The organism is Clostridium manihotivorum (genome assembly GCF_004015185.1).
Lineage (GTDB): Bacteria > Bacillota > Clostridia > Clostridiales > Clostridiaceae > Clostridium_AR > Clostridium_AR manihotivorum.
This window is the reverse complement of the sequence record NZ_CP025746.1, coordinates 2,210,958-2,232,014: the sequence shown is the minus strand read 5'-3', so window position 1 is coordinate 2,232,014 and position 21,057 is coordinate 2,210,958. Positions and strand designations below refer to the sequence as shown.

Annotated in this window: 16 protein-coding genes and 1 other annotated feature; of the genes, 5 read left to right on the top strand and 11 right to left on the bottom strand. The window is 32.7% G+C overall.

Annotated features, from left to right (window positions below; all coding sequences use genetic code 11):
- Positions 1 to 5: 5 nt before the first annotated feature.
- Positions 6 to 2,648 (bottom strand): valine--tRNA ligase, encoded by a 2,643-nt coding sequence (locus tag C1I91_RS09925; protein ID WP_128212737.1) that lies wholly within the window; start codon positions 2,646 to 2,648, stop codon positions 6 to 8.
- Positions 2,649 to 2,966: 318 nt separating this feature from the next.
- Positions 2,967 to 3,227 (bottom strand) — a binding site (T-box leader).
- Positions 3,228 to 3,283: 56 nt separating this feature from the next.
- Entirely contained in the window at positions 3,284 to 7,558 is a 4,275-nt protein-coding gene (locus C1I91_RS09920) for a 2-hydroxyacyl-CoA dehydratase (protein WP_128212736.1), read from the bottom strand.
- Positions 7,559 to 7,734: 176 nt separating this feature from the next.
- On the opposite strand from C1I91_RS09920, the gene C1I91_RS09915 reads away from it, so the two are divergent.
- Complete coding sequence (locus C1I91_RS09915) at positions 7,735 to 8,088, top strand: tetratricopeptide repeat protein (protein WP_128212735.1); 354 nt, start codon at positions 7,735 to 7,737, stop codon at positions 8,086 to 8,088.
- Between the two features lie 166 nt (positions 8,089 to 8,254).
- Here the strand turns inward: C1I91_RS09915 and C1I91_RS09910 are convergent, their stop codons facing one another.
- Genes C1I91_RS09910 through C1I91_RS09900 form a run of 3 tightly spaced genes read right to left on the bottom strand, consistent with a single transcriptional unit; the run spans position 8,255 to position 11,342 of the window.
- Positions 8,255 to 9,436 (bottom strand): transglutaminase domain-containing protein, encoded by a 1,182-nt coding sequence (locus tag C1I91_RS09910; RefSeq protein WP_128212734.1) that lies wholly within the window; start codon positions 9,434 to 9,436, stop codon positions 8,255 to 8,257.
- A gap of 6 nt (positions 9,437 to 9,442) precedes the next feature.
- Positions 9,443 to 10,084: a recombination regulator RecX gene (recX, locus tag C1I91_RS09905; RefSeq protein WP_128212733.1), complete on the bottom strand. Its 642-nt coding sequence runs from the start codon at positions 10,082 to 10,084 to the stop codon at positions 9,443 to 9,445.
- The gene (locus C1I91_RS09900) at positions 10,077 to 11,342 is read right to left on the bottom strand and encodes a M16 family metallopeptidase (protein WP_128212732.1); all 1,266 of its coding nucleotides are present in this window, start codon (positions 11,340 to 11,342) and stop codon (positions 10,077 to 10,079) included. The genes recX and C1I91_RS09900 overlap by 8 nt, the downstream gene beginning before the upstream one ends.
- Before the next feature lie 451 nt (positions 11,343 to 11,793).
- Between C1I91_RS09900 and C1I91_RS09895 the strand changes: the two genes are divergently transcribed.
- Both C1I91_RS09895 and C1I91_RS09890 read left to right on the top strand, forming a co-directional pair.
- On the top strand, positions 11,794 to 12,465 hold the full coding sequence (locus C1I91_RS09895; protein WP_128212731.1) for a response regulator: 672 nt from the start codon (positions 11,794 to 11,796) through the stop codon (positions 12,463 to 12,465).
- The gene (locus C1I91_RS09890) at positions 12,465 to 13,982 is read left to right on the top strand and encodes a sensor histidine kinase (RefSeq protein ID WP_128212730.1); all 1,518 of its coding nucleotides are present in this window, start codon (positions 12,465 to 12,467) and stop codon (positions 13,980 to 13,982) included. The genes C1I91_RS09895 and C1I91_RS09890 overlap by 1 nt, the downstream gene beginning before the upstream one ends.
- Positions 13,983 to 14,199: 217 nt before the next feature.
- Here the strand turns inward: C1I91_RS09890 and C1I91_RS09885 are convergent, their stop codons facing one another.
- From C1I91_RS09885 to glyA, 4 genes are all read right to left on the bottom strand, one after another.
- Positions 14,200 to 14,631, bottom strand: a complete 432-nt coding sequence (locus C1I91_RS09885; protein ID WP_128212729.1) for an NUDIX hydrolase — start codon at positions 14,629 to 14,631, stop codon at positions 14,200 to 14,202.
- Between the two features lie 246 nt (positions 14,632 to 14,877).
- A complete protein-coding gene (gene ymfI, locus C1I91_RS09880; RefSeq protein ID WP_128212728.1) occupies positions 14,878 to 15,621 on the bottom strand; it encodes an elongation factor P 5-aminopentanone reductase in 744 nt (247 codons plus the stop codon).
- A gap of 22 nt (positions 15,622 to 15,643) precedes the next feature.
- Positions 15,644 to 16,579, bottom strand: coding sequence for a dipeptidase (locus C1I91_RS09875; RefSeq protein WP_128212727.1), 936 nt, complete (start codon positions 16,577 to 16,579; stop codon positions 15,644 to 15,646).
- 189 nt (positions 16,580 to 16,768) lie between these two features.
- On the bottom strand, positions 16,769 to 18,004 hold the full coding sequence (gene glyA / locus C1I91_RS09870; protein WP_128212726.1) for a serine hydroxymethyltransferase: 1,236 nt from the start codon (positions 18,002 to 18,004) through the stop codon (positions 16,769 to 16,771).
- 433 nt (positions 18,005 to 18,437) lie between these two features.
- On the opposite strand from glyA, the gene C1I91_RS09865 reads away from it, so the two are divergent.
- On the top strand, positions 18,438 to 19,205 hold the full coding sequence (locus C1I91_RS09865; RefSeq protein ID WP_128212725.1) for a threonine/serine exporter family protein: 768 nt from the start codon (positions 18,438 to 18,440) through the stop codon (positions 19,203 to 19,205).
- Between the two features lies 1 nt (position 19,206).
- The gene (locus C1I91_RS09860; protein ID WP_128212724.1) at positions 19,207 to 19,674 is read left to right on the top strand and encodes a threonine/serine exporter family protein; all 468 of its coding nucleotides are present in this window, start codon (positions 19,207 to 19,209) and stop codon (positions 19,672 to 19,674) included.
- A 235-nt stretch (positions 19,675 to 19,909) separates the two neighbouring features.
- Here C1I91_RS09860 and C1I91_RS28770 read toward each other — a convergent pair whose 3' ends face one another.
- Positions 19,910 to 20,080 carry a hypothetical protein gene (locus C1I91_RS28770; RefSeq protein WP_238475907.1) on the bottom strand — a complete coding sequence of 57 codons (171 nt, stop codon included), beginning with the start codon at positions 20,078 to 20,080 and terminating at the stop codon, positions 19,910 to 19,912.
- 88 nt (positions 20,081 to 20,168) lie between these two features.
- Positions 20,169 to 21,047: an IS4 family transposase gene (locus C1I91_RS09855; RefSeq protein WP_238475955.1), complete on the bottom strand. Its 879-nt coding sequence runs from the start codon at positions 21,045 to 21,047 to the stop codon at positions 20,169 to 20,171.
- Positions 21,048 to 21,057 lie beyond the last annotated feature (10 nt).

Genomic DNA, 21,057 nt, shown 5'->3' with positions numbered 1-21,057 from the left:
ACCTATTAAAGTGAGCTAATTCTTGCAAGTACTGCTTCAAGCATTTCTTTATACTTGTCGCCCTTTGCTCTTTCAGCATCTACAACTTCCTTAGGAGCCTTGTTTACAAAGCCTGGATTGTTAACCTTCTTTTCTACTCTTTGTATTTCACCTTCAAGCTTAGCTTTTTCTTTGTTTAGTCTTTCTAATTCCTTTTCTCTATCAACTAGATCAAGTAAAGGCATGAATAACTCTCCGCCTTGAACTACAACAGAAACAGCATTTTCAGGAACTTCCTTTTTATCTCCTATAAATATAACTTCTGAAGCTGAAGCTAGCTTTTCTATATATGATCTACCGTTTTCGAAAGCTCTCTTACTTTCCTCAGCTATATAAGCTATAACCTTAGCTTTTCTTGATGGAGGTACATTCATCTCTGCTCTTACGTTTCTTAATGATTTAATTGCTTCTATTATGAAAGTCATATCCTTTTCTGCAATGTCATCATGAAGCTTTTCATCATATACAGGCCACTTTGATATAGTTATTGATTCGTACTCTGCATCTAAGTGAGTGTATATTTCTTCAGTTATAAAAGGCATAACTGGATGTAAAAGCTGTAGTCCAGTTGTAAGGACCTTGAACAATACATTATATACAACACCCTTTGACTTTTCATCGTTACCATATAGAACAGGTTTTGCAAGCTCTATATACCAGTCACAAAGCTCAGTCCACATAAAGTCATAAACCTTTTGTAATGCTATACCAAGCTCAAAGTTTTCAATGTTGTCAGTTACTTCCTTAACTATAGTGTTAAGCTTTGATAAAATATATCTGTCAGCTAAGCTGTATTCTGTACAATCCTTATATTTATCCATAAGCTCTCTATCAAGATTCATCATAACAAATCTTGAAGCATTCCATATCTTGTTTGCAAAGTTTCTAGCTGATTCAACCTTTTCTGGGTAGAATCTAATATCATTACCTGGAGCATTACCATTTACAAGCATAAATCTTAAAGCATCTGCACCGTAAGTTTCGATTACATCCAATGGATCTACACCATTGCCAAGAGACTTACTCATCTTTCTTCCTTCTGAGTCTCTTATGATTCCGTGAATCAATACATTCTCAAATGGAACTTCTCCCATGTTGTGAAGACCTGAGAATATCATTCTTGCAACCCAGAAGAATATTATATCGTACCCAGTAACTAAAGTACTTGTTGGATAGAAGTACTTTAAATCTTCAGTATTATCTGGCCATCCAAGAGTTGAGAAAGGCCATAAGGCAGATGAGAACCAAGTATCAAGTACATCTGTTTCTTGATATAAACTTTCAGAATGACATTTTGAACATGAAGTTGGAGTTTCTTCTGAAACTATTATCTCTCCACAGTCCTTACAATACCATACTGGTATTCTATGGCCCCACCATAATTGTCTTGATATACACCAATCTTGAATATTTTCCATCCAGTTAAAGTAGATTTTTTCAAATCTTTCTGGTATGAATTTTGTCTTCTTTTCTCTTACTGCATCTACTGCCGGTTTTGCTAAGGATTCCATCTTAACATACCATTGTTTTGATATTATTGGCTCTATTACAGTACCACATCTATCATGAGTTCCAACATTATGAGTGTGTGGCTTAATCTTTACTAATAGCCCTTGTTCATCTAGATCCTTAACCATTTGCTTTCTAGCTTCGTATCTATCTAAACCTTGATATTTTCCACCTAATTCATTTATAGTTCCCTTGTCATCCATAACTCTGATTTGAGGAAGATTGTGTCTCTTACCTACTTCGTAATCATTAGGATCGTGAGCTGGAGTTATCTTAACTGCACCAGTACCAAACTCTATGTCAACATAGTCATCAGCTACTACAGGTATCTCTCTTCCTACCAATGGAAGTATTAGAGTTTTTCCTATAAGATGCTTAAATCTCTCATCATTAGGATTTACTGCAACTGCTGTATCACCTAGTAAAGTCTCTGGTCTTGTAGTTGCTATTTCTAAGAACTCCTCAGAGTCTTTTACAGGATACTTGATATGCCAGAAGCTTCCTTCTTGCTCTTCGTACTCTATTTCTGCATCAGATAATGCAGTTTCACATTTAGGACACCAGTTAGTTATTCTGTTTCCTTGATATATAAGTCCTTCATTATATAACTTAACAAATACATGCTTTACAGCTTTATTTAAGTTTTCATCCATTGTGAAGGCTTCTCTTGTAAAGTCTGCTGAACAGCCCATCTTCTTAAGCTGAGTTCTTATTCTTTCTCTGTACTCATCAGTCCATTCCCAAACCTTTTCTAAGAAAGCTTCTCTTCCCATTTCTTTTTTCTTAAGACCTTGCTTTAATAGTTCATTTTCTACCTTTACCTCAGTAGCTATACTTGCATGGTCTTCACCTGGAAGCCATAAAGTACTAAAACCTTGCATTCTCTTAAATCTTATAAGCATATCTTGAAGCGTGTTGTCAAGTGCATGCCCTAAATGAAGCTTACCTGTTATATTTGGTGGTGGCATTATTATTGTATATGACTTCTTATCTTTATCAACTTCAGGAGTAAAATATTTTTTTTCTTCCCAATTCTTATAAAGTCTTTCTTCAAATTCTTTTGGATTATAGGTAGTTGCAATGTTCTTTTCTTCTAGCATCTAGATTCCTCCTTAATTTCCCGGTAAATAATTTAAATTATTATGAAAGTGTCTCTGAAGATACTCCTTCAGTGAACTTTTTACCAATCTAATTTTTTGCCATCTGCCTTTTTGAATCTATACAAAAAACTGGCAGGCTAATAAGATTTTTTTGCTCTTCACCCTAACTATCTGTTCTAAATTCTTGCTATTGCTAGGTTTGGCTATCAAAAAATTTCATATTTTCCTATGAAAAAGACAAGCTCTCTCGTTATACTTTTATGAGATGTTTAGCATTCATATGTGATTCCTAAACAATAAAAAAAGAGCCTTCATCCATAAAAGGACGAAGACTCGCGGTACCACCTTTTTTCTCTCAACTAATAAGTTAAGAGCTCTTTAACCTTTAACGATATCGCTACCGTCTCTGCCTACTTTAGAAGTCATATCCCAATAATTAACCAGAATTAAACTTGTATCTTTCAACAGAGAAGCTCAAAAGCTACCTTCAAAGCACACCATACAAAAAACCTTACAGCCTACGGGTTTCTCTCTCTTGCTATGTTCTATGCTTTTACTCCTCTTTTTCAAAGCTTTTTCATATAAATTATAGTAATATTATATTACAACATCAATTTTTGTCAACTATTCCATGACTATTTTTTAGCTGATGCTACTTCTTCAAAGGCTTCTTTTTTCACTTCATTTTGCTCTTTAAGATTCTTAAAAGCAACAGAAAGCATTAGTTTTATTCTGTTAAGCTGATTAACCTCTGAAGCACCTGGATCATAGTCTACTGCAGTTATATTGGACATAGGGTATTTATGTCTTATAGCCTTAATCATCCCTTTTCCAGTTACATGGTTCGGAAGACAAGCAAATGGCTGCATACAAATTATGTTATTAACCCCACTTTCAATAAGCTCTAGCATTTCTGCTGTTAAGAACCAACCTTCTCCGGTTTGATGTCCAAGAGATAGTATATTAGATGCAAGCTTTCCAAGTTCTTTTATATGCTTTGGCGGAGAAAATCTCTTACTTCTTACAAGTTCTTCCTTCATTGTGTTTCTGTATCTTTCCATGAACCAAATTGCAGCGTTTGATAAATCTCTTCCCATCTTGCCAAAGGACAGATACTTATACTTAAAGTCTTGATCATAAGCTGAGTAGAAGAAGAAATCAAGTAAATCTGGCACAACTGCCTCTGCACCTTCTTCTTCAAGCAGGTTAACTATATCGTTATTTGCTGTCGGATGGAACTTAACAAGAATTTCACCAACAACCCCTACTTTAGGCTTAACAATATCATTTAATTCTAGACTGTCAAATTCTCTTATTATGCTCTTTACATTGTTCTTAAATAATCTATGTCCACCATTCTTAACATTTTCTTTAGCTAGATTATTCCACTTTTCATATAAAGCATTAGCTGATCCCTTAACCTTCTCATAAGGTCTTACTCTGTACAGAACTCTCATTAAAAGGTCACCATAAACTAAAGCCATCAATGCCTTATCCAGAAGCTTTGGAGTTATCTTAAAGCCTGGCTGTGGTTCTAATCCTACAGCATTTAATGATATTATAGGAATATTTTGATATCCTGCTTCTCTTAAGGCTTTCTTTAAGAAGCCAACATAGTTAGTTGCTCTACATCCACCACCAGTTTGAGTTATTATAACTGAAGTGTTGGCTGGATCATACTTTCCAGACTTAAGTGCATGAATCATCTGACCTACAACTATTATTGATGGATAACAAGCATCGTTATTTACGAATTTCAATCCTTCTTCTACAGCTTGTTTATCTGTAGAAGGCAATACTTCCATGTTATACCCACTTGCTTTAAAAGCTACTTGAACTATTTCAAAGTGTATAGGTGACATCTGAGGTGCCAAGATAGTATGATTCTTTCTCATTTCTTTAGTGAAAGGAACTGTATGGTAACTTGTATCCTCTTTATGTGGAACATAACCATTTCTTTCTCTTTCCTCTAAAGCAGCCTTTAAGGATCTTATTCTTATCTTTATAGCTCCTAAGTTATTACCTTCATCTATCTTTAATACAGTGTATATCTTACCATCACTTGCTAAGATTTCTTGAACCTGATCAGTAGTTACTGCATCTAATCCACAACCAAAGGAGTTTAGCTGAATTAATTCAAGATTTTCTTGAGTTGCTACAAAGCTAGCAGCAGCATAAAGTCTTGAATGATAAACCCACTGATCCACTACTCTAAGTGGTCTTTGAACCTTTCCTAGATGGCTTACACTGTCTTCAGTAAGTACTGCCATCCCAAAGCTTGTGATAACATCTGGAATACCATGATTTATTTCAGGATCTATATGATATGGTCTACCAGCTAGTACAATACCCTTTTTACCAGTTTTCTCTAAGTATTCTAGTACTTCTTCACCCTTAGCTTGTATATCTTTCTTATATTGCTCTCTTTCTTCCCACGCAGCATCAATTGCTTCCTTTGCTTCTGCTGCAGTTACATTAAAGCCTTTAAATTCTTCTTCTATTCTCTTATACAATCTTTCCTTATTGTTTAGAGAGAAGAATGGATTAAGGAAGTTTATGTCTTTTTCTTTTATAACATCCATATTGTTCTTAATAACTTCTGGATAGGAAGTTACCATAGGACAATTGTAATTATTGTTTGCTTCCTTAAATTCTTTTTGTTCAAAGGCAACGCTTGGATAGAATATATTTTTTATTCCTCTTTCTATTAAAGCTTCTATATGTCCATGAACAATCTTAGCAGGATAGCAAGCTGATTCTGAAGGAATTGACTCTATACCAAGCTCATAAATTTTCTTTGATGATATTGGTGAAAGTTCAACTCTAAAACCAAGCTTTGTTAGCATAGTAAACCAAAATGGATAATTCTCGTAGAAATTAAGAACTCTAGGAATTCCAATGGTTCCTCTCTTTGCTTCTTCCTTCTTAAGCGGTCTATAACTAAAAGTTCTCTTTAGCTTATAATCATATAAATTTGGTATGTCATTCTTCTTCTTATCTTTGCCTAGTGGTCTTTCACATCTATTACCAGATATGTACTCTTCATCAGTAGAGAACTTGTTTATAGTTAATAAGCAGTTGTTTCCACAAAGTCCGCATCTTCTTAAATCAGTATCTATAGTAAAGCTTTCTAACAGTTCTTTTGCAAGTAAGGTTGTCTTTCTTCCTTCTTCAAGTCTTTCCTTAGATATTATTGCTGCTCCAAAAGCTCCCATAAGCCCAGCTATGTCTGGTCTTACCGCTTCTCTTTCAGAAACTAACTCAAAGCCTCTAAGTACTGCATCATTGTAGAAAGTACCACCTTGAACGATTATCTTCTTACCTAGTTCCTTAGGATCTCTAATTTTTATAACCTTAAATACAGCATTTTTTATTACTGAATAAGAAAGACCAGCGGAAATATCTCCCACTAAAGCTCCTTCCTTCTGAGCTTGTTTAACTCTTGAATTCATAAACACTGTACATCTAGAACCTAAATCAACAGGTCTTTCTGATAAAACTGCCTCTTTAGCAAAATCTGCAATTTCCATATTCAAAGAATTTGCAAAGGTTTCTATAAAGGAACCACAGCCTGATGAGCAAGCTTCATTTAAAAGAATACTGTCAATTACTCCATTCTTTATCTTGAAGCACTTCATATCCTGTCCACCAATATCTAATATAAAGTCAACTCCAGGTAAGAAGTGTTCTGCAGCTTTATAGTGTGCTATGGTCTCAATTTCACCTATATCAATATGAAGAGCAGCTTTAATAAGACTTTCTCCATAACCTGTAACAGTGGAATTAGCTATTTCAACTTTTTCTGGTAGTTTTGAGTAAAGTTCCTTTAATACACCTATTACTCTATTTAAAGGACTTCCTTGGTTACTGCCATAGTAGGAATATAATATTTCGTTGTTTTCGCTAATCAATACCACTTTAGTGGTTGTTGATCCCGCGTCTATCCCTAAATAAGCTTTACCTTCATAGCTATCTAAATCTCTTCTAATAGCCTTTGCATTATCGTGTCTAGCTTTAAAGTTGTCATAATCTTCTTTGCTCTTAAAGAGAGGATCTAATCTCTCTATTTCATTTGACTGCATTGTTTTTATTTCACTAACTTTTTCAAGAAGCTTTTTGTAAGGTATTATATTATCTTCCTTTGAAGATAATGCAGCACCTATAGCTACGAAAAGCTGAGAGTTCTCAGGAAATATTATTTCATCTTCTGTTAATTCTAGAGTTTCTATAAATCTTTGTCTAAGCTCAGATAAAAAGTACAAAGGTCCTCCTAAAAAGGCAACTTTACCTCTTATTGGCTTTCCACAAGCAAGTCCACTGATTGTTTGAGTAACTACTGCCTGGAATATTGAGGCTGCTATATCTTCTTTTCTAGCTCCTTCGTTTAATAGTGGCTGAACATCTGTCTTAGCAAACACACCACACCTAGCTGCAATTGGATATATAACAGAGTGCTTCTTAGCCATATCGTTTAATCCACTAGCATCGGTTTTAAGCAGTGATGCCATCTGGTCTATAAATGCTCCAGTTCCTCCAGCACAGCTTCCATTCATTCTTTGCTCTAGATTCCCATCAAAATATGTTATCTTTGCGTCTTCTCCACCTAGTTCAATTACAACGTCTGTCTCTGGGATATAACTTTCTACTGTCTTAGTGCAAGCAATAACCTCCTGTATAAAGGTTATATCAAGCCATTTCGAAACTGAAAGTCCACCAGAACCGGTTACATTTACAGTAACATCAACGTCTTTCACATGCTTATACCCATCTCGTATAAGTGCTATTATAGTGCTTCTTATATCTGAAAAATGTCTTTTGTACTTGCTATAGACTATGTTGTCACGATTATCAAGTAAAACCATCTTTACAGTGGTAGAGCCTACATCGAGTCCCATATGAAACTTAGTCATATTCTCATCTCCAAACTAATAATAATAAGTAATTATAAATAATACCATTAATATATTATAGAATATTTTTGTTAATTATGTAAGTAGTATTTTTAACATGTATATTCTCATATACTATGTCAATAATTATTAAAGAGAAATAATTACATTTGTTGTAAAAATATTGGAGGATTTTTATGAGTAGTTTTGTTAAAGGAAATGAACTTTATAACAATAAAAATTACGGGGAAGCCCTCTCCTATTACATTAAGGCTATAGAAGAAAAGGATAATGAACCTTATTCCTATTACAACGCAAGTGTCTGCTATATAAAATTAAAAGATTTCTCTAAAGCTATAGAAATGCTTACAAAAGCTATAGATTTAAACTTAGATGCCAAATATTTCTTTAATTTAGCCTATTGTTACTCAATGATTAATAGTCCTCGAAAGGCATTACGCTACTTTAATATGGCGTGGGCATTAGATAATAATGATAAGGATTGTGAAAAAGCTATCAACTTGATCGTAAATAAGTATAAAAACCGCTAATGACTTCTCATTAGCGGTTTTCTTTTAACTTTTTTTAATATGTCTTAAACTTTTCAGCTTATATATTAAATAAATTCTAGTCATTCTTTGAATAACTCATTGAAGCATCGATTAATCACGTATTTAATTTCAAAGCTGTGCTTTAAAACTTTTGAGAAAAATACTTTTACCATTCCCCTGCTATTTTTTCTATCTTATGATCACTATAAAATCTCTTAGAATCGAAATAGTTTCCGGCTTTATAGAAGGTTGTATCCACTGTAATCCATCTATTCTCATCTTTTATAAATACCTCATTCCAAGCATGATTTACCCATTGTTCTCCATTAAAACCTTGACCAATGACTAGCCTTACCTTTAAGTTCGCAGCTCTCGCCATTGCAACATAAAGACAAGAATAATCAAAACAAATACCTGTCCTACTTTCAAAGGTAGGTATAGCTCCAGATTGAACTCCAAAATTATTACTTAGTACCTCACTTGCTTTATTGTCATCATACTCAATGTTCGTACCAATCCAAGCATACAAGGCCTTTGCTTTCTCTTTGTCACTACTCTTAAATCTTGTAAGCTTAAGAGCTTCTTGATTAATTTCATTATTGGATTTAATACCTTGATCCAAGGTTACTCCATTATAATATACTATTTCTCTAGGATTATTACTCTTACTGTTATCCTTAGTCTTAGCATTTTGGTTTTGATTTTCATCAACTCTTACTACTTTGATCTTAAGAGAATCATTTAATACCCTTGGTATTTCCTTCATTATAGGAGAAGTTGTAATAGGATTTATTACATTTTGACTTATGGTCTTGTAGATTGCGCTTTCATTTATTGACTTTTTCACATCGCTAGGAAAGCTAAGGTAATTAGCAAAGTTTAGTGTTATACAAACAACTATTAAAAATATTATTGCTCTTGGCAATGAAAATATTGCTCCAATAACACCTCTAAAAGTGCTCCCTTTTTTCTGAGAATACCTGTTTAAAGTATTTATAACAGGTTGAACTGTAAGCTTATTAAGTATTCTCATAACTAAGAGTATAATATTATAGGTCAGATATATTAGAATAAGAAATAGTCCGTAATAACTAACTTGTCTATAACCATTTAATAAGGTATCCAAGTAGTCAGACAAACTACTTAGATATTCTACTATCTTTGGCAATAGATCCTGTTTAGAACAATACACTATTGCAATAACAATAGATAGAAACAAAGCTATGCTTTTTTCTATATCTAAAATTTCCTCCATAGCATCCTCTGAACTAAACTTATTTATAAAACCAGTTATAACAGGAATTAGAAACACCACTATAAGTATAAGGTTTGTAATATTTATTTTCATTGTTATCTACTCCATAAATTGATCTGTATTCATAACCTCTTTTATCAATCTATTAATCATATCAAATTCATAACCCTTAGATGCCATAAATCTAAATAATTTTTGAGATATCTTAAACTTATCTTCTTCCCTCTTAGCTAGGGATTCGTATTTCTTTTTGCATAAAGTATATGCTCCATCATTTTCTGCTTCAGTATTTATATTATTTATTTTATCCTTTAATAATTCTTCTGAAACACCTTTTCTTAATAAATTATAATAAATCTTGTTTTTGCCTTGAGTGTTTATCTTTTCCTTTAGGTACATCTCTACATACATTTTGTCATCAACAAAGTTATACTCTCTTAAAAACTCTAACGTTCTTTTTATCAAAGGTTCAGGAAAACCCTTTTCAAAAAGCTTATCCTTTATTTCCTTCTCTGTCTTGTGGCTTCTTTCTATTACCCTTAAAGCTGAATTCTTACATTTCAGAAAATCTTCTTCTTCTATTATGCTCTTAAGTTTATCTATTTCCACTGCAGTATCTTTTTTCAAACCATATCTATAGATAAGTTCTGCTTCGCAGGCAAAGGAAAACTCCTCGTCTATATATACATTAACTCTATTCTTGTTTCTCTTTTGTACCTCTATATTGGTAATTTTATTCATCTATTTCCTCTGCTTCCTTATCAGCTCTCAAAATGTGTATGGTAGGCTTATTAAATACCTTCCTTGCTGTGTTGTACAGATCAATATTCTCTATATGATTAAGTCTTTCCATATCATGTATAAATTCATCAATTGGCTCGCCTTCAAGCACTTGATTAAGCACATAACTTGAAAGTTCAGCACTATCATCCAAAGTGGAAACTACAGCAGTTTTATGGACCTTTTTCATAAGCTCAATGGTGCTCTTAGGAAAAGGTATCTCTTCTAGCTTAATCTTTTCAATACAATCATCTATAGCATCTAAGGCTTCCTCAATGTTTTCATCTTCAACAGAGGTAAAGATATAAAGGGTCTTTATATCTTTTCCAAGATCCAAATTAGTATATACATCATAGGCAAGGCCTCTTTCCTCCCTTAGTTCTCTAAAAAGTATTGAATTCGCACTTTCTCCAAACTTATGGTTTAGTATCTTCAGCGCTAATTCCTCTTCAATAGCAATATGATCCAAAGTATATAGATAAGTTATTGTACTAAGCTCAATATCTCGTTTATAAGTAGTTAAAGTTACTTCTTTATTTTTTTCTCTTGCTATAGAACTACTACTTCCTAACTTACCACTCCAGTTGCCAAAATATTTAGAAAGAATGCTAATAGCCTCATCATGATCATAAGAAGATACAATAGTTATTACGGTATTGTCTGGAGTATAGAATCTCTTATAGAAATCCACTAAGTCTTCTCTAGTGAAGCTGCCTACACTTTCTTCATCTCCACTTATCTCATATCGTAAAGGACTATGTTCAAAGGCAATTTCGTTGATTCTCTTAAAACTTAAGTCCTCTATGTCATCCTTACTGGTCTTGATTTCTGCTAATATTACTCCTCTTTCCTTCTCTAGTTCTTCTTTATCAAAAGTTGAAGCTATAACCATATCAGCTAAAAGTTCAATAGCCTTTACTATCTCTTCATGCAAGCAAGTAACACCATATACCGTTGAGCAATAATCAGTATATGCATTATACTCTCCACCTAAAAACTCCAATTCGTCATTTAAGGCCTTATTATCTCTGGTTTTAGTTCCTTTAAACAACATATGCTCTATAAAATGCGCCACACCTTTTTCTTTAATTCCTTCGTTTAAGGAACCAACCTTAACCCCTACATTTATAGATGCAAGTTGGGTTTCCTTTTTTACAGTTATTATTGTAAGGCCATTTTCAAGCTTTATAGTATTACTATCTAAGTTCAATCTATACATTAAAAATCTCCATTCTGTTTTAAAATAGATAATTGTCTATTCACGATAAAATATATCCACATTTTTACCTTTTAATTCTATACAAATGAATTTAAGCAACTCTATCTATACATTTTATAATAATATTAATATAAACTCAATGCGAAAAAATTTCTGATATTACTCATATTAGCATTTTTTATTCTTTCAAATTTCTTTCTATTTTCTCCACGCCTGTTAACGCTATATATAAGTAGCATTCTACAGTAGACCTACTATAGCTTTTATTCTTTGCTTACGTTAAAACCTGTACCTTACAAAAATACTTATGCTCACCATCCTCTTACCATATAAACATGACTTCCACTAACGATAAAAATATTTATTAAATAATAAAACTCTGTTTATTGTCTACATATTGACACATTTCTTATGTATAATAAAAGTGTAATAATTGCAAGGAGGGTTAACTATGTCCTTATCACTACTTATAGTTGAAGATGAAATTAGAATAAGATTCCTTTTAAGAGACTATTTTATAAAGGAAGATTTTAAGATATTTGAAGCAAAGAATGGAAAAGAAGCCTTAAATATTTATGCTGAGGAAAAAATAGATTTAGTTATTTTAGATATTATGATGCCTGAGCTTAATGGTTTTGAGGTCTGTAAGAAAATTAGAGAGGTTTCAACAACACCTATAATTATGCTTACAGCTAGAAGCGAAGAGGATGATAAACTTCTAGGCTATGAATTAGGAGCCGATGACTATGTTACCAAACCTTTTAGTCCAAAGGTTTTAGTAGCTAAGGTAAAAGCCTTACTTAAAAGAACAAGCAATAAAACTGACACAAACATAATGGACTATGATGGCCTTAAGATAAATAAGATTTCCCACGAAGTGCTAGTTTATGATAAAACAATCAACCTATCCCCTAAAGAGTTTGACTTACTTCTTTATTTAGTTTCAAATGAGAGTATTGCTCTTACAAGAGATCAAATACTAGACAATGTTTGGGGCATTGATTACTACGGAGACTCCAGAACTGTAGACACAAACATAAAAAGACTAAGGGAGAAACTTTTAGATAAGGCTGAATTCATAACTACCGTCAGGGGAAGTGGATATAAGTTTGAGGTGAAGTAATGAAAAAAAGTATATCAAAAAGAATCTTCGTAATCACCTTTGGATTGATTGTAGGTTTGATGCTGGCTGCAGCTATATTTCAGATATTCTTCTTTGAGAGTTTTTATGTTGATAAGAAGGCTAAAATTTTAAGTAAAAGCCTTGAAAACTTTAAGAGTCAGTACTCTTATAACATACCTAATGAAGATGTGCTTTCAAGAGCTTTAGTGACCTACGGATATGAAAACAACTCCATATTAGGCATATTTTCTGTAGATGGGTACGGTCGTTATTTCTCTAATCCAGATTCAAGTAGGAACGTGGTTTCTAAGATATTTAATAGCATTTTCACAAGTATTGCTGATAGCCCCGGAGGTGTAGATAGCTTCTTAAATGACGGAAAGTCCTTAAGTAAGATCTATGCGGATACCTCAAATGATGGTCTAAGACATATTGCTATAATCAGCCCTATGTCCCTAAAATCAAAAAATGATTGTATTATAATAGCGGTGACTTCTTTTCAAAGCGTTGAGGAAGCTTCATCAATCATAGGAGAATTTTATAAATATATATTTTTAGCTTTAATATTTATTGGGCTTATCTTATCCTTTATCTACTCAAACTTAATATCTAAGCCTCTAGTTAGATTAAATAATGTAGCTCACAGAATGTCCTCTATGGACTTTTCGGAGAAATGTGTTACCGATAGAGAGGATGAGATAGGAAATCTGGCAAACACTTTAAATTTTTTATCAGAAAACCTATCAAAGTCTTTAACTGATCTTACTATCAAGAATAAAAAGCTTCAAGAGGACATCGAAAAAGAAAGAAAGCTGGAAAAGATTCGTAAGGACTTTATAGCAGGTGTTTCTCATGAACTTAAGACCCCTATTGGTATTATTGAAGGCTATGCCGAAGGACTAAAGGATAACATAGTGGAAGGTGAAGCAAAGGATATCTATTTAGATATAATAATTGATGAATCAAATAAGATGAATAAATTAGTTATGGATATGCTAGAATTATCAAGGCTTGAATCTGACAATAACAAACTTCAAATAGAGGCTTTCGATATTATAGCTTTGACTGACACCATATTATTTAAATATGCAAATAACTTTGCTGAAAGAAACCTGAATATAAACAAAAACTATCCTGATACAAGTGATATTCTAGTGTTAGGAGACGAATTTAAAATAGAGAGTGTTATAACAAACTTCATAACTAATGCAATAAAATATACTAATGAGGGTGAAGCCATAAATATTACTATAGGTATAGATGGAAAAAGAGTTCAGTTTTCCATAGAAAATACCGGTGCTTTCTTAGATAAAGAAGATTTGGAAAAGGTTTGGGTTCAGTTTTATAGAGTGGATAAAGCTCGTAGCCGTGCTGAAGGCAGCAGCGGTCTAGGTCTTGCTATAGTTAAGCAAATGCTTAATCAACATAACAGTACATTTGGTGTAAGAAACACCTCTAAGGGAGTAGAATTCTTCTTTGACTTAGCCTTAGCTAATACCACTAATGAGGAAGAATAACAAACCAAATTAATTTTTAATTATTAAATAATACAGATATCACTTTAAATCAATATATAAATCAATAAAAATACCACTTCATAATAAAATTTATATTTTCAAATCCTCCTCTCAATAGCAGGAGCTATTTTGAAAATATATTATTGATTGAAGTGGTACTTATTTATATCATCTTATATATCATCTTACTTAGTAATTATAATAGTAAATCAAATTATTAAAGTATATGGCTACTACAATACTCCACTACCCTATTAAATAATTTATCATGAATTGATGGATAAGTTAGCTTATCCGGCAAGTTATCAAACATTTTAACTTCTTCAATTTCTGACTCTGGCAGCCTCCCTAGTTCACTTATTTCAGAATAGCATAATAGTCCATAAGATTCTTTACCTTCAATATTTACAGAAGTTATGGCTATTGGTACTAGACTGAACCTTATAGCTCCAGTCTCCTCAAATAATTCTCTCTTAGCGGTTTCAGTTATAGATTCTCCACTTTCATGAGTGCCACCTGGAAGTTCCCATGTTTCCTTGCCCTTTTCTCTTACGAAGATCCACTTACCCTGATATCGACTTACTACTACAGCACATAAAAAATTAACGTCTTCCATCTTAGATAAATCAAGTATTTTTATATTAAACATAATAAATGTCCTTCCATATAAGGCAGATATCTTACAGTAATAATTAAAGCTACATCAAGTATAATATTATATATGGTTATAGAATCAACTTTTAAGTATAAGTCCTATCAATAAGGATTGTATATAAGTACACCTTAAATTTCTAACTGTAATCTATATAACTTTATTATCTAGCAGTAATATTTACACTTTAAAAATTCTTCCCTCACAACCAAAATGAGTTTTAAAAATTGATGTGATAAATTCTTAAATCATACCGCCATCAACAGTTATCACCTGTCCAGTTACATAGGAAGACTGCTCAGAGCAAAGAAAACTTACCACTTCTGCCACTTCACTTCCTTCACCAAATCTTCCCATAGGTATTTCCTCTGTAAGTTCAGCTGCTTCATCTTCTGATAACCATTTGTTCATAGCTGTATTTATAACCCCTGGAGCAACGCCATTAACTCTTATGCTTGATGGTGCCAGTTCTTTAGCTAAAGCCTTAGTAAAGCTATTTATTGCTCCCTTAGTTGCACTATAAACAACTTCACAAGCAGCTCCACTCTTGCCCCATATAGAAGATATATTAACTATATTTCCTTTTCCCTTACTCAAGAAATGTGGAATAGCAAGCTTCGATGTATATATAACTCCCTTTATGTTAGTATCTATAAGCTTATTAATTTCTTTCTCACTTATATCCATAAGTAATCCTATAGAAGATATCCCTGCATTGTTCACAAGAACATCTAGCTTTCCAAAGGTTTTTATAGTAAATTCTATAAGCCTCTCTGCTTCTACATATTTCCCTACGTCTCCTTGGCATGCTACAGCATAACCACCATTTGCTTTAATAAGTTCAACAACTTCTTTAGCACCTTGCTCATCCTTATTGTAATTAACCACTAAGGATGCTCCCTTGGAAGCTAGACTAATAGCTATCTCCTTGCCAATTCCCTTGGATGCTCCAGTTACCATAATCACTTTTCCACTTAAGTCATTCATAAAATAATCCCCTGTAACCTATCTATAGTACTTCTCTTATTATTCTTTCCGCATTTCTAAAGAATATCTTTTCTACTTCTTCATGAGAAAAATTATTTTTCAGTAAAGCCTCTGCGAGCTTGCCCATTTCACTAGCATCCTTTATTTCAACTTCGTTTTCTATTCCATCAAAATCACTGCCTAGCGCTATACAGTCAATTCCACCTACTTGTCTTATATGCTTTATATGTTCAACCATATCATCAATCCTAGCTACCTTGGTTGTTCCCATAAATCCACTACAGAAGTTTAATCCCATGACCCCACCGGCAGAGCTTAGTAGCTTAATCATTTCATCAGTTAAGTTTCTAGAATGATTTCTAACTACTCTAGAATTTGAATGAGAAGCCACAAAAGGTTTCTTAGAGTATTTAACCACATCATAAAAGCCTCCATCAGAAAGATGGGATACATCTACTATGATTCCAAGATCATTCATCATCTCAACTGCTTCAATACCAAATGGTTTAAGTCCCCTTTCCTTAAACTCCTTCTTACAATGAGGATATCCAATCTCATTTTCAAAGTTCCAAGTTAAGGTTATAAGCCTTACTCCCAAATCATAAAATTCTTTTAGGTTTTCTAAGCTTCCCTTTATGGCTCCGCCCTCTTCTATAGTAATAAATGCACCAAGCTTATTTTCCTTGATAGTCTTTGAATACTCCTCATAGTTTCTTACTATAGCTATATCAGAAGAATTCTTTTCAATTTCTTCCTTTAATCTTTTGTACATATCAAGGCAGTCATTTTTAAGATCAGCACATTGATCTTTTTCTAAGAACAACGCAAAAAATTGAGCTCTGGCATTACCTTTCTTAAGCTTTTCTATATCTACAGAAAAGTCATTTTTTCTTAAACCTGCAGTTTTATCATGTACAAGTTTATATGCTGTATCACAGTGTAAATCTATAAATTCCATATACTCTCTCCTTTAAATACTTATATATTTATTTATGCTATTATTTATTAGTAGGTTAAACTTATTTAAGATATTATCTTAACCAAATTAAGGAACCACTTTAGCTATATAGTGCAGTATCTTGCTTCGATACAGTAACCTATTGTCAGCTTCAGTGGTTCACATTTGATAGAATCTCTTTATTTATAATTATCTATATAATGGATACTTATCGCAAAGAACCTTAACCTTTTCTTTTGCTACTGTAAGATCTCCATCCTTGTTACTTATAGCATAGTCTATTATTTCAGCTATTACCTTCATATCTTCTTCCTTGAACCCTCTAGTTGTAACTGCAGGAGTTCCTATTCTTACTCCACTTGTTACAAATGGACTTCTAGTTTCATTAGGTACAGTATTTTTGTTTACAGTAATACCTATTGAATCAAGTAATATTTCAGCTTCCTTACCAGTTATATCTTTGTTGCTTAAGTCTACCAATAAAAGATGGTTGTCAGTACCATTAGATACTAGCTTAAACCCTCTAGCTATAAGTTCTTCTCCAAGTACCTTTGCATTCTTTACCACTTGTGTTGCATACTCTTTAAAGGAAGGCTCTAAAGCTTCTTTAAAGCATACAGCTTTTGCCGCAATTATATGCATAAGTGGTCCACCTTGCATGCCTGGGAATATAGTCTTATCTACATCCTTAGCATACTTTTCCTTACAAAGTATTAGTCCACCTCTTGGTCCTCTTAACGTTTTATGGGTAGTTGAAGTAACAAAGTCTGCATATGGTACTGGTGATGGATGTTCTCCAGTAGCTACAAGCCCAGCAATATGAGCCATATCCACCATAAAGTATGCTCCTACTTCATCAGCAATCTCTCTAAACTTAGGAAAACCCAAAGTTCTTGAATATGCACTTGCACCAGCAACAATCATCTTAGGCTTACACTCTAAAGCTATTCTTCTAACTTCTTCATAATCTATGGTTTCTGTAGTTTTATCTACTCCATAAGAAACAAATTTAAATAATTTTCCTGAAAAGTTTACTGGTGAGCCATGAGTCAAATGTCCGCCATTGCTTAAATCCATACCTAAAACTGTATCTCCAGGATTTAATACAGAAAAATATACTGCCATGTTAGCTTGAGATCCAGAATGTGGCTGTACGTTTGCATGTTCAGCACCAAAAAGCTTCTTAGCTCTTTCTCTAGCAATTTCTTCAACCTCATCAACTACGTGACATCCGCCATAATATCTCTTGCTTGGATATCCTTCAGCATATTTGTTAGTTAAATAAGATCCCATTGCCTCCATAACTGCTTCACTAGCAAAGTTTTCAGAAGCTATTAATTCAATACCATCTTGTTGTCTATGTAGTTCTTTTTCTACAAGCTTAAAAATATCCTGATCATTATTTTGTAAACTATTAAAATTCATTCTATCACCCCAAAATCTTTCGTTTATATAGATTATAAGTTTTAATTACAATTTAATCAACTTAATATGATTATAAAAAATGGAATGAAAACATTATAATCAGTGTTATTGTAAAAAAATCTCATTATTACTATTTTAGGTATAGCTACATTATATAGCTGCATGGCTTTATTATAAAGAAAAAGTTTATATCAGCTTTCAATATGCACTAAAGTTATATATTTTTTCGAAAGAATGTTTAAGATAAAACAATTTTAAAGAAGAATCAAATTTAAAACATAACTACTATCATAAGTTAATACAGCCATAATGTTACTTTGCTAGAATAGTATTATAATATGTAAAATTACCAATTAAGTTAAGTTGATTTATGTGTTATAATACAACTGGAATTATTTAATGACTAAAATTTATTTAAAACAATGAGGTTATCATGGACATTAATAAAATCTTACATGTGGCCACCTTTGCTGGGCAAATCATATTAGAAAGCGGTGGTGAGACCTATAGAGTTGAAGAAACTATTTGGAGGATCTGTAAAGCTTTCGGTGTAGAGCATGCAGACAGCTTTGTTACTCCCACGGGTATAATGGCTACGGTTTCTGATGAAGATCACAAGACTACTTCTTTGGTAAAAAGAATCCATAAACGCACAGTTAACCTAGAGAAAATTTCTAGAGTTAATGATCTATCGAGAAACATACAAACCCAAAACCTATCAGTAGATCAGTTCTACGATGAGCTTCTTAAGATAGAAAATGGTAAAAGATATAGCACTCTGATAACTCTGTTTTTCTCAGCTTTGGGTGCAGCTGCTTTTTCTATACTATTTGGTGGAAATATAAAAGATGCCATTGCTGCCTTTATTATAGGTATAGTAATAAAATTGTTTTCTAATCTCTGCAATGAGTTTAATATAAATGACTTCTTTATAAATAGTATAAGTGGTGCTATTGTAGCTGGAATGGCCTTAGTTTCAGTGAAATTAGGAATGGCTTCAAACACAGATATAGTCATAATAGGTGCAGTAATGCTTCTTGTACCTGGTCTTGCTATAACTAATGCAATACGAGATACAATAGCTGGAGATTTGGTTTCTGGACTTACAAGAGCCGCTGAAGCTTTTCTTATAGCAATTTCCATAGCTGTCGGAACTGGTGCGATTCTTATATTATGGTTAAAGAACTTCGGAGGTATCTAAAATGTTACTAAAAGAAACTATTGCTGCACTTATAGCCACCTTAGGTTTTGGTATTATATTTAATATTAAGGGAAAAAACCTTATATTTGCTTCCATAGGAGGCATGATAAGCTGGCTTATATATAAGCTAGCTCTTCAATCTACTGGTTCAGACATAGTTGGATTATTTATTTCATCAATAGTCTTCAGCGCATACTCAGAAGCCTGTGCAAGAATACTAAAAACTCCTGTAACAACAATAGTTATATGTGCACTAATACCTCTTGTACCTGGCGGAGGCATGTACTATACCATGTATGAAGCTGTTAGAGGTGATACCGCAAAATCTTTCAACACTTTACTTACTACTTTAGCAAGTGCAGGCACACTAGCTTTAGGAGTAATATTTGTATCAACGCTTACAAGACTGATAAGCTCAGCAAGACATCACTATATGGAAGTTATAACTAAAGAAAGACGACCTTATTAAGTTTACAAAATAGGTAGCTTGCAAAAAAAAATTATCTTTGGAGTAATTTTTATCAATAAATTACTCCAAAGATAATCTTAAAACATCACTTTTGTTTAATCATTAAGTAATATTTCCATTGACTTTTTAAAAAAGGTCTTATTCGATAGTCAGGAATATAATTCCAGTAAAAACATACGTAGGCTCAGAATTTTTCAATGTAAATTTTAAAAAAAACTATATTTTAGTTTCATATTTAGGAGCTATTAAAAATATCAGACCATTTAAATTTGCTTGCTTCGTAAATTTCAAAGAAATTATTTTTTATAGCTCTCTTAATATTAATTAGTGAAATTTTTATTTCAACTAATTTCTCTATAATCTTAAATATAGCAAAAGTCATAATTCCAGTAATTATCTGAATCATTATTGCATTAAGTGAGCGACCTATAAAGGTTTTAAATTTTAGATTTTGCTTTATCCACTTGAAGAAAATTTCTATTTCCCAGCGTTTTTTATAAAGCCAGGGCTATTTCTTCACTAAAGAGTTCATCAATGTTTGTTATGAATGTTAACTCTTTACCAGTTTTGTCTAAGATTTTTATAAGGCGATAAGTCTCTTTGGTCTGATAAGTGTATAGAGATCCTAACTTTACTACCTTGTCGCATAATATTTGAGTTCCTAAATCCAAAAGTCTGTTATCACTACGGCTTATCCTTAAGTCTTTGACTTCAGTTACTACTGCATTATCCTTTAATCTAGTTACAAAGTATTTTTCATCTCTTGTATATTGGTCAAATTTTTTATAATCACTATATGCTTTGTCAAATACATAGATACAGTGCTTCGTATCCATCAAGGAATCCATTGTAGTCTTGTCGTGTTCGACAGCATTTGTTACAACAAATGCATCCGGAAGCCCATTATTTAAATCAAACCTTGTATGAATTTTTACACCTGCTTTAGTAGATCTAAATAGTGCCCAGTGATAAAGATTTAAACTCATGCTTATGGTGGTTGAATCTATTAGCTTGACAGGTCCGAAACGTTTTAACGATTCGTTTACTGAGCCTATATTTACAGCTTTATTAATAAGTTCAGTTAAAATTGGTAAAAACACTTCAAAATTTCTTTTGTTATTGTGATGTGATAAGGTACCCAAACTAACACTTACGATGATTGTTTTCAATTTCTTAGACATACAAATACCAGAACTTAGATCCCTTAAATTATCTTTTTGGAGTATATGATAGTAAATCATTGATTTTAAATGTTCTTTTGTGAAAAACTTAGAAACTTTATTGTCAGTATTTAGTTTAAATACTGAATATTTCAGTGTATCCCAATTGATAAACTCTATAATTTTATCGAATAATTTGATATAATCAACCACGTAGCCAGTA

Bases quoted from the DNA above. Each gene is read 5' to 3' on its own strand.
- C1I91_RS09860 (WP_128212724.1), top strand. From the start codon at position 19,207: ATGTTACTAAAAGAAACTATTGCTGCACTTATAGCCACCTTAGGTTTT.
- C1I91_RS09915 (WP_128212735.1), top strand. From the start codon at position 7,735: ATGAGTAGTTTTGTTAAAGGAAATGAACTTTATAACAATAAAAATTAC.
- C1I91_RS28770 (WP_238475907.1), bottom strand. From the start codon at position 20,080: ATGATTCAGATAATTACTGGAATTATGACTTTTGCTATATTTAAGATT.
- C1I91_RS09890 (WP_128212730.1), top strand. From the start codon at position 12,465: ATGAAAAAAAGTATATCAAAAAGAATCTTCGTAATCACCTTTGGATTG.
- C1I91_RS09885 (WP_128212729.1), bottom strand. From the start codon at position 14,631: ATGTTTAATATAAAAATACTTGATTTATCTAAGATGGAAGACGTTAAT.
- ymfI (WP_128212728.1), bottom strand. From the start codon at position 15,621: ATGAATGACTTAAGTGGAAAAGTGATTATGGTAACTGGAGCATCCAAG.
- glyA (WP_128212726.1), bottom strand. From the start codon at position 18,004: ATGAATTTTAATAGTTTACAAAATAATGATCAGGATATTTTTAAGCTT.
- C1I91_RS09925 (WP_128212737.1), bottom strand. From the start codon at position 2,648: ATGCTAGAAGAAAAGAACATTGCAACTACCTATAATCCAAAAGAATTT.
- C1I91_RS09875 (WP_128212727.1), bottom strand. From the start codon at position 16,579: ATGGAATTTATAGATTTACACTGTGATACAGCATATAAACTTGTACAT.
- recX (WP_128212733.1), bottom strand. From the start codon at position 10,084: ATGAATAAAATTACCAATATAGAGGTACAAAAGAGAAACAAGAATAGA.
- C1I91_RS09895 (WP_128212731.1), top strand. From the start codon at position 11,794: ATGTCCTTATCACTACTTATAGTTGAAGATGAAATTAGAATAAGATTC.
- C1I91_RS09910 (WP_128212734.1), bottom strand. From the start codon at position 9,436: ATGAAAATAAATATTACAAACCTTATACTTATAGTGGTGTTTCTAATT.
- C1I91_RS09900 (WP_128212732.1), bottom strand. From the start codon at position 11,342: ATGTATAGATTGAACTTAGATAGTAATACTATAAAGCTTGAAAATGGC.
- C1I91_RS09865 (WP_128212725.1), top strand. From the start codon at position 18,438: ATGGACATTAATAAAATCTTACATGTGGCCACCTTTGCTGGGCAAATC.
- C1I91_RS09920 (WP_128212736.1), bottom strand. From the start codon at position 7,558: ATGACTAAGTTTCATATGGGACTCGATGTAGGCTCTACCACTGTAAAG.